We start from the raw sequence: 8191 nt of genomic DNA, 5'->3' as shown, positions 1-8191 counted from the left end.
GAACAGGCGCGCCTGCTGCAAACCCTGCAGAATCTCTTTCAGCACCTGTTGCTGCCAGCCGGTACGGACGTTCAGACGCTGGCCGGCCGTATCCGTGAGGCAGTGCGCTTTAGCGGCCGATCGCTGGAGAACATTCTGCTGGCGGAAGGCGGAGTGTTTGAAGGGCAGAGCAGCCCGACGGGCTGGATGGAAGCCGTGCGTTTGCTTTCGCAACTGCGCCAAAACGGGTTGGGTGAAATTGCCGATCAGGTGCAGCGATTTATGGATCAGGCGCGCATGAACGGACTGCTGAACCTGCCGCCGCAGGTACCACCGAGTCAGGGAGTGTGGGCTGAAGCCAGAATGCTGATGACGAACCCGGTTGGAGGCGGAGATCAACCGTTTCTGCCGGTGCGCCTGCGGCTGGCGCGCCGCGAGAAGGGCAATTCGGCACACATTGACCCGCTGCATACCACCCTGAACATTCAGGTCGAAGTTCGGCCAAGTCAGGTCTTCCAGGTGGCGCTTTCGGTGGTCGGCAGGCAGATGCGGTTGATTGTCACTGCGCCGGATGCCGAATGGTTGAGCGAAACGCGCAGCGAAATGCCTTCACTGGAAGAAGCCCTGCGGCAGATGGGCTATCAATTGCAGGATAGCCGTGTAGAAGTCGGCCGGGTGGATTTTATGCCGGCTGCGCTGAGTCCCCTTCCGGCACGTCCCTCGCTGGCATTGATTGATTTGGAGATATGAGCCGTGAACCGCCGTGTGCGCTTTTACAGTGGGGAGAAAAAGGCGGCAGCCCGCCGCCTGACGGCGGCTGCCCTGACGTACGACCCGCAAACCGACCAGGCGCCGCGCGTGGTTGCCAGCGGCAGAGGCAAGATTGCCGAACAAATTGTTGCGCTGGCGCAGCAATATCAGGTGCCGGTTTATGAGGATGCCGAACTCAGCGCGGCGCTGGCACTGGTTAATCTGGATGAAGAAATCCCGCCGGAATTGTATCTGGTGGTGGCAGAAGTACTGGCTTACATCTACCGGGTGATGCACAGGCGGATTGAATAATCCAATCAGAGCGTTGGTTGGGGATAAAACCTGTAATTTTGATGGGGGACTGTAACGTTTGAACATCGGATTCGTCATATACTTCAGGTTATGACCAAAGCCGCGCCGCACTTCCTCAGCGACGACGACCTGCTGAAGCGAGCCTCCTCGGGTGACAAAGATGCCTATGGCATGTTGTACGAACGCTATCTGGTGCCCATTTACCGGTACTGCTATTTTCGTGTTGGCAGCGAACTGGATGCGGAGGATTTAACGGAGATGGTTTTTCTCAAAGCCTGGGAAAATCTACCGAAGAAGCAGGTGCAGTCTTTTCGAGCGTGGCTTTACCGCATCGCTCACAATCTGGTTGTAGATTATCTGCGCACGAGGAAGAACTCCACCCCTTTAGAGTTGCTGGAGATACCAACGGACGCACAAAGCCACCCCGAGCAGGCATTCCTGAACCGTGAGGATGGGCGTTGGCTGGTTGAAGCGATGGCCAGGCTGGAGGAGCAGGATCAGGAAGTGCTGGTATGCCGGTTTGTCAGCCAGCTCAGCCATGCCGAAACAGCGGCGGTTTTGGGCCTGAATGAAAGCCATGTGAGGGTTTTGCAGTTTCGGGCTTTGAAAAAATTGCAAGCCCTGCTGGGAGGAGGGAAACAGGATGGATGAAAATCTGGAATTGATTTTCGATGAATGTCTGCAGGCCGTAGAAAGCGGCCAGTGGAGCATTGAGGAATGTATGCAGCGTTACCCTGCTCAGCGGCAGGAATTGGAAGCCCTGCTGAGGATGGCTGTGCAGGTGCGTTCGGCGGGGATGATCGAACCTCGGGCAGCATTCCGCCGCTCAGCCCGGGCGCGCCTCACAGCGCGACTTGCCGATGTCCCCGTTGTAACGGATCGCAATCCGTTTCGTCTTGTTAAGCAAATTTCCACTCAACCCCTGCAATGGTCAAGGAGAACGGTGATGAACTGGATAGCGATTGTAGTTTTGCTGGCAAGTCTGTTTGGCGGGGGGGCCGCCGTTCAGGCATCCAGTCAGGCCTTGCCTGACAGTCCCCTCTACCCCCTGAAAACCGGAATCGAATCGCTGCGCCTGGTGGTGAGCAGTGAGCCAACCCAAACGCAACTGGCGTTGGAATTTGCCAATCGCCGGTTAGAGGAAGCCGGAAAGTTGATTGAAAATCAAGCCTATGACTATCTGCCTGAAGTTGTAGCCGGTTACTGGCAGTTGACTCGACAGGCATTGGAAAAGGTCAGCGTGACGGGAGCGCTGATTGACAATCGGACCGATAACCCGGCTGAATTAATTGCCCGCCAGGTAGACACGATGACGGCATTGCTGGATCAACTCCCGACCGATCAACTGAGCGCGCTCGAGCAGAGCCTGGAAGAGGAAACCCCTGAACCTCAGCCGGTTGAAGGAGAAGAACCTCCCATCAGCGAGCCTCTGCTGACCGGCTGTACCAATCAGACTCATCCGATTGGTGTAAAACTGGCGACCGCCTACCGTGTTCCATACGAAACGGTGATGGGCTGGTTCTGTCAGGGCTTTGGATTTGGGGAGATCGTTCTTGCTCTGCAAGCCAGTCAGCACAGCGAATTGAGCGCCGAGGAAATTTTGCTGCTCAAAGTAGAACTGGGCGGTTGGGGCGAAGTCTGGCGTCATCTGGCCATGCTGGAACAACCGGTTGAACCCCTGCCTACACTCACACTGCCGGTTGAGGAAACACCGGCTGAGGTCACAGAAACCCCCACCCCCAGCGTTACCATCACCTCGGCCCCTGAGCAGGTCAATCAGGGTAACTACTGCACCGACCTTACAAAACAGCATCCGGTTGGTGCGAAACTGGCAATGGAATACGGTGTGACATACGAGCAGGTGATGGGCTGGTTCTGTCGCGGGCATGGGATGGGCGAGATCATGTTAGCCCTGCAGGCCAGCCAGAAATCCGGCTTACCTGCCGATCAATTCTTTGCCATGAAGCAAGAACAGGGTGGTTGGGGTAAGGTCTGGCAGGAAATGGGTTGGATTGGCAAAAGCCGCAAGACACCGCCAACCGAAGGTGAAGAGCCGGTACTGACACCGGAAGCCACTCCCAGCCCGGACACGATGAATAAACCCGGTGCACAACCGCCGGCCGGCGGTGGAAAACCGGCAGATGAAAATCCGGGCAAGAAAGTTACCCCGCCCGGTTTGAATAAGCCTCCCAAAGACAAACAGCCGCCGGTGAATCCGGGCAAGGGGAAGCCCTGATTGTACGGCGGATTAACATCCTCAAACACCGGCAGGTTACCTCACTTGCCGGTGTTTGTTATATCAGCGGCGGAGCGTGCAAATGCCAGCGGGTGTGCTGTTGATAGAGATGAGCAATTGAAAAGAGGATTTCTTCCTGAAAATGGGGAGCCATGAGCTGCATACCAATCGGCAACTCCTGACGGTCAAAACCAACCGGAAAGGCCAGCCCCGGCACGCCGGCCAGATTGGTGGGCAGGGTGAAAACATCTTCCAGATACATGGCCAGCGGGTCATCACGGTGTTCGCCAATGCGGAAGGCGGTGGTGGGTGTAACCGGAGCGGCAATCACATCTACCTGTTGAAATGCCTGTTCAAAATCCTGCCGGATGAGGGTACGGACTTTTTGAGCCTGCCCGTAATAAGCCTCATAATAACCTGCCGAGAGGGCATAGGTGCCCAGCATAATCCGGCGTTTGACCTCAGCGCCAAAACCTTCCGAGCGGGAGCGGTTAAACAACTCGCTGAGGGTTTCGGCTTCGGCGCGGTAACCAAAGCGCACGCCGTCATAACGCGCCAGATTGGCAGAGGCCTCTGCCGGGGCGATCAGGTAATAAACCGGCAGGGCATATTCGGTGTGCGGCAGGCTGATTTCCTGTACTGCTGCACCCAAATCCGCCAGCGTTTGAATGGCAGCGCGTACCTTCTCCTCTACTTCCGGCTGCATGCCGGGCAGGAAATATTCTTTGGGAACGCCGATACGCAATCCGCGCAGCATTTCCGGACTGGGAGGCTGCCAGTCGGCGGCAGGTTGTTCGATGGTTGTAGCATCCAGTGGGTCAAAACCGGCCATCGGCCAGAAGAGAATGGCAGCATCCTCGGCGCTGCGTGCCAGCACACCAACCGTATCCAGCGATGAGCCGTAGGCCACCAGCCCATACCGGGAAACCCGCCCATAGGTGGGTTTGATGCCGGTTACGCCGCAGAAGGCAGCCGGCTGACGGACACTACCGCCGGTGTCGGTGCCCAGTGCGGCAGGTATCATGCGGGCTGCTACGGCAGCAGCCGAGCCGCCGCTGGATCCACCCGGCACACGCCGGGTATCCCATGGATTGAAGGTGACCCCGAAAGCCGAATTTTCGGTGGATGAACCCATGGCAAACTCATCGGTATTGGTTTTTCCCACAATCACCACGCCGGCATCCAGCAGCCGCTGGACTGCGGTGGCCGTAAAGGGGGGGATGAAGTTTTCCAAAATGCGCGATCCACAGGTACAGCGCACACCGCTGAGGGTGAGCAGGTCTTTGACGGCAATTGGCAGGCCCAGGAGCGGGGGAAGCGGTTCATCGGGGTGGCGGCGGGCTGCCATGCGGCGCGCATCGGCAGCTCGGGCATTCTCCAGCGCTTTTTCAGCCGTGAGGGTGATAAAGGCGTGGACTGTGCCTTCCAGCCGCTCAATTTGCGTCAGGCAGGCACGGGTCAGCTCCTCACTGGAAAGCGAGCCGTTTTTTAACGCCGTTAAGGCTTGCCGGACTGTCAGATTGTGTGGCTTTTCCATCCGTGTTACTCCAGTACCGGCGGAACGCGAAAATATCCCTGATGGGAATTCGGTGCATTTGCCAGAATTTTATCCCGCGAAAACGGCGCGTGGGGTTCGTCCTCTCGCAGGCGGCTGCGCGGCGGCAGAACGCTGGAGGTGGGAGGAATATCGCGGGTATCCACCTGCTGCAAACGGGCAGCGTATTCCAGAATTGCAGAAAGCTGCTCGCGGAAGCGGATTTTTTCTTCTTCGCTCAGCTGCAGGCGGGCGAGGTGGGCAATGTGTTCAACTTCTGCCAGAGTCAGACTCATGCCGCGTATTATAATAGACAGTATGACTTCACTGCAACCAAAACGCGCCCCATCTGTTTGTCTTTTGGAGGGAGGGAGAGGATGAAGGAACCGATTTCCGTTGAATTTGCCGGGCGTTTACGGCAGTATTTCAAGAAAGGCAACGTCCTGATGGTATGGCTGTGGCGATTGGGACTGGGAAAGCACATCAACATCGCTCCCAGGTACGCCGGGCAGATCATGGTGCTGGAACACAGCGGAAGGAAAAGCGGTAAACGCTACCGTACGCCGGTGAATTACGCAATTGTGAACGGCGAAATTTATTGTGTGGCCGGTTTTGGCCCGGTATCAGACTGGTACCGCAACATCATCGCCAATCCACAGGTGGAAGTATGGCTGCCGGATGGCTGGTGGGCCGGGCTTGCCGAAGAAGTGCTGGATGCCGATTTGCGCCTGCCGATTTTACGTCAGGTGCTGATTGCCAGTGGTTTTGCGGCGCGTTTGTTCGGGGTTGACCCGCTCAAACTCAGCGATGAGGAACTGGATCGTTTGACGCGGGATTACCGGCTGATCCGGATTCGCCGAACGGTTGCCCGCACCGGTGAAGGCGGGCCGGGCGACCTGGCATGGATCTGGCCGTTGACGACCTTCTTCCTGCTCTTTCTGCTGCTCAAACGCCGTCCCCGCAGACGTTGAGGTAACCAGCGTGCCTGAGAATCAAACCGCTATCCCATTTTGGAAACGCACATCACTGGAGGAGATGACCCCTGCCGAGTGGGAATCCTTGTGTGACGGCTGCGGCTGGTGCTGTCTTTATCGCATCGAGGATGAGGAAAGCGGAGTCGTGTTGACCACCGCAGTTGCCTGCCGCCTGCTGGATTTGAAAACCTGTCGTTGTAAGGATTACCCAAACCGCTTTGAAAAAGTCAGCACTTGCGTACGAATTACCCCCGAAACCGCACGCACGTATACCTGGCTGCCGGAAACCTGTGCTTATCGGCGTCTGGCGCTGGGTAAAGACCTGCCCGACTGGCACCCCCTCATCACCGGTGACCCGCGCAGTGTGCACCGCGCCGGTGCATCGGCCCTGGGGCGGGCAATCTCCGAATTGGGGGTAGATCTGGACGATTTGGAAAATTACATCTTAACCGAGGAGTGAAATGAGCTCTCAGCTGGTTCCGTTCTTAATTGAAGCCAAACGTCACACCTACGCTGCCGGTCTGGCGGCAAAAGTGGAGTCTCTGCTGCCGGGCAGCATTCAATTGGAATACCGTTCCGGCGATTGGTTTTACCGGGATATTTATTTTGGTGAAGAATTTTTTGCCGGACAGGAGATGGTGTACTACCGCAACCGGCCGTGGTGGTCCATGGTGTATGCCGGCGGCGTGAAACTGGAAGAACCGCCTCCCGACCAGATTTATTCGTTTTTACGCCGCGCCTTGCTTATGGTGGATGCGCAGGTGCCGTTCCGCGGGCCTGATTCGTTCGAAGAGGGTGATTTCCGTTACGCCTGTGCATGGCGCGGCACGGTTGAGTGGTTCGAAGGAATGGAAGTCATTTTTCACCGCGAGCGGATTGCCTATCAGTTGACTTTCAGCGGAGGGATGATCAACTGAGCAGGAGCGCGGTGCGGCGCATTTTGGCGCTGTCTGGTTTGATTATAGGGCTGGGGGGAATGTTCATAGCGCTGGCGGGTTTCCCGCTGGTGCGTTCTTTGATGGATAGTCTGGCAGCGGATGGAGCAATGGAAGCCTTTACCCCCCAGCGTCATTTGCTGTTGCGCCCGGCGCTTGGTCTGGCAGCCCTGACCGCTCTGCTGCTGGTGTGGATGGATGACCGCAAGCCGCACTGGCTGGGTCGGGGTATTCGTTTTTTGAAAGCAGGATGGGATGATTTACGGGCCGCTTTCCGCCCTGCTGCGGCTGAGCGGGGCGAATGGTTGCGTCTGGGGTTTTTGATTTTACTGGCATTTGTCCTGCGCATTCCCTTTCTGGATCAACCGCTGGGTCACGACGAAGCTTACACCTACATTGGATTTGCGCGCCGGTCATTGTGGGCGGTGATCAGCGATTATCATTTGCCCAACAACCATGTTTTCCACACCCTGCTGGTTCACATTGTGACCCGCCTGCTGGGCAATGCTCCGGCGGTCATGCGTCTACCGGCGTTTGCTGGCGGGGTATTGAGTGTGGCAGCCGCCTACGCTCTGGGGCGAATCTGGTATAACCGCCGGGCGGGCTGGCTGGCAGCCGGGCTGATCGCTGTAACCCCCTTGCTGGTGGGCGGCTCAGCCGATGGGCGCGGATATACCCTGCTGGCGCTGTTCAGCCTGCTGGGGTGGGTGCTGGCTACTTATTTGAAAACCAATCCCAACTGGACGGGCTGGCTGGGGCTGACTGTGTTGGGCGCATTGGGTTTTTATACCGTACCGGTCATGCTCTATCCATGGGGGGCAGTGTACCTGTGGATGTTTCTTTCCCTTTGGGTTGAACCGCAAATTTCCGCGGCTTACGGCGGCTCTCGGCGTTACCTTCTCGTGCTTTTTCTCAGCGGTCTGTTAACCGGCATTTGGGTTTATTTCCTTTACCTGCCGGTTCTACTGGTCAGCGGGGCGCAAAGTTTATTTTCCAACCCGTTTGTCCAGCCGCTGGGGTGGGATGTGTTTTGGCCCACTCTGTGGACGCGGTTGAACGAAACCTGGCATGAATGGCAAATGGATGTGCCTGTCTTGCTGAGCGCACTGGCGGTGCTGGGTGTGGTGCTGGAAGCCATCTTTCACTGGCGTGCCAGCCGTCAGCGGGTGCCGGTTTTGTTGCCGGTTTCGCTGTGGGTGGGGTTTCTGTTGATTGTTCAACGTCCCAATGCGTGGCGCAAGATATGGCTGTGGCTGCTGGTGCTGCTGCTGGTGCTGGCAGCGGCTGGCTGGGCGGCGTTTTTGGACTGGCTACAGCGAAGAAGGGCATGGCATCCTACCGCATCCCAGTTTCTTGTACAGGGCATGCTGGTAGCGCTGTTGCTGCTGGCGCTGCCATGGGCGTGGCAGCGCGGCAGCCGCCTTGCCGTGCCGGCCGCCGCCGAAAGGACGGCAGATTGGATTGCTGCGCG

At 57.4% G+C, this 8191-nt stretch carries 10 protein-coding genes; 8 read left to right on the top strand and 2 right to left on the bottom strand.

Features of this window, described 5'->3' with window-relative positions; translation table 11 throughout:
* The 4 genes from ACWIZX_RS11735 to ACWIZX_RS11720 all read left to right on the top strand — a co-directional run.
* On the top strand, nucleotides 1-729 hold a 729-nt coding region (locus ACWIZX_RS11735), incomplete at its 5' end, for a hypothetical protein (protein WP_448335904.1).
* A gap of 3 nt (nucleotides 730-732) precedes the next feature.
* Complete coding sequence (locus ACWIZX_RS11730; RefSeq protein ID WP_448335903.1) at nucleotides 733-1041, top strand: EscU/YscU/HrcU family type III secretion system export apparatus switch protein; 309 nt, start codon at nucleotides 733-735, stop codon at nucleotides 1039-1041.
* 90 nt (nucleotides 1042-1131) lie between these two features.
* Nucleotides 1132-1692 carry a sigma-70 family RNA polymerase sigma factor gene (locus ACWIZX_RS11725; protein WP_322794603.1) on the top strand — a complete coding sequence of 187 codons (561 nt, stop codon included), beginning with the start codon at nucleotides 1132-1134 and terminating at the stop codon, nucleotides 1690-1692.
* Nucleotides 1685-3277: a DUF5667 domain-containing protein gene (locus ACWIZX_RS11720; RefSeq protein ID WP_448335902.1), complete on the top strand. Its 1593-nt coding sequence runs from the start codon at nucleotides 1685-1687 to the stop codon at nucleotides 3275-3277. The genes ACWIZX_RS11725 and ACWIZX_RS11720 overlap by 8 nt, the downstream gene beginning before the upstream one ends.
* Nucleotides 3278-3335: 58 nt before the next feature.
* Here ACWIZX_RS11720 and gatA read toward each other — a convergent pair whose 3' ends face one another.
* Nucleotides 3336-4814, bottom strand: a complete 1479-nt coding sequence (gene gatA, locus ACWIZX_RS11715; RefSeq protein WP_448335901.1) for an Asp-tRNA(Asn)/Glu-tRNA(Gln) amidotransferase subunit GatA — start codon at nucleotides 4812-4814, stop codon at nucleotides 3336-3338.
* A 5-nt stretch (nucleotides 4815-4819) separates the two neighbouring features.
* The gene (gene gatC / locus ACWIZX_RS11710; RefSeq protein ID WP_322792305.1) at nucleotides 4820-5107 is read right to left on the bottom strand and encodes an Asp-tRNA(Asn)/Glu-tRNA(Gln) amidotransferase subunit GatC; all 288 of its coding nucleotides are present in this window, start codon (nucleotides 5105-5107) and stop codon (nucleotides 4820-4822) included.
* An 81-nt stretch (nucleotides 5108-5188) separates the two neighbouring features.
* Here gatC and ACWIZX_RS11705 point away from each other — a divergent pair, with 81 nt between their 5' ends.
* The 4 genes from ACWIZX_RS11705 to ACWIZX_RS11690 form a co-directional block, all read left to right on the top strand.
* Nucleotides 5189-5782, top strand: coding sequence for a nitroreductase family deazaflavin-dependent oxidoreductase (locus ACWIZX_RS11705; RefSeq protein ID WP_322792306.1), 594 nt, complete (start codon nucleotides 5189-5191; stop codon nucleotides 5780-5782).
* Nucleotides 5783-5792: 10 nt separating this feature from the next.
* Nucleotides 5793-6245, top strand: coding sequence for a YcgN family cysteine cluster protein (locus ACWIZX_RS11700; protein ID WP_448335900.1), 453 nt, complete (start codon nucleotides 5793-5795; stop codon nucleotides 6243-6245).
* Nucleotide 6246: 1 nt separating this feature from the next.
* Nucleotides 6247-6702, top strand: coding sequence for a DUF5680 domain-containing protein (locus tag ACWIZX_RS11695; RefSeq protein WP_322792308.1), 456 nt, complete (start codon nucleotides 6247-6249; stop codon nucleotides 6700-6702).
* 11 nt (nucleotides 6703-6713) lie between these two features.
* Nucleotides 6714-8191, top strand: a 1478-nt coding sequence (locus ACWIZX_RS11690) for a glycosyltransferase family 39 protein (RefSeq protein WP_448335899.1), incomplete at its 3' end; no start/stop codon positions are given.

Source organism: Bellilinea sp. (genome assembly GCF_053501535.1).
Note: the sequence above shows the minus strand (reverse complement) of the source record. Positions and strands in the feature narration are given on the sequence as shown.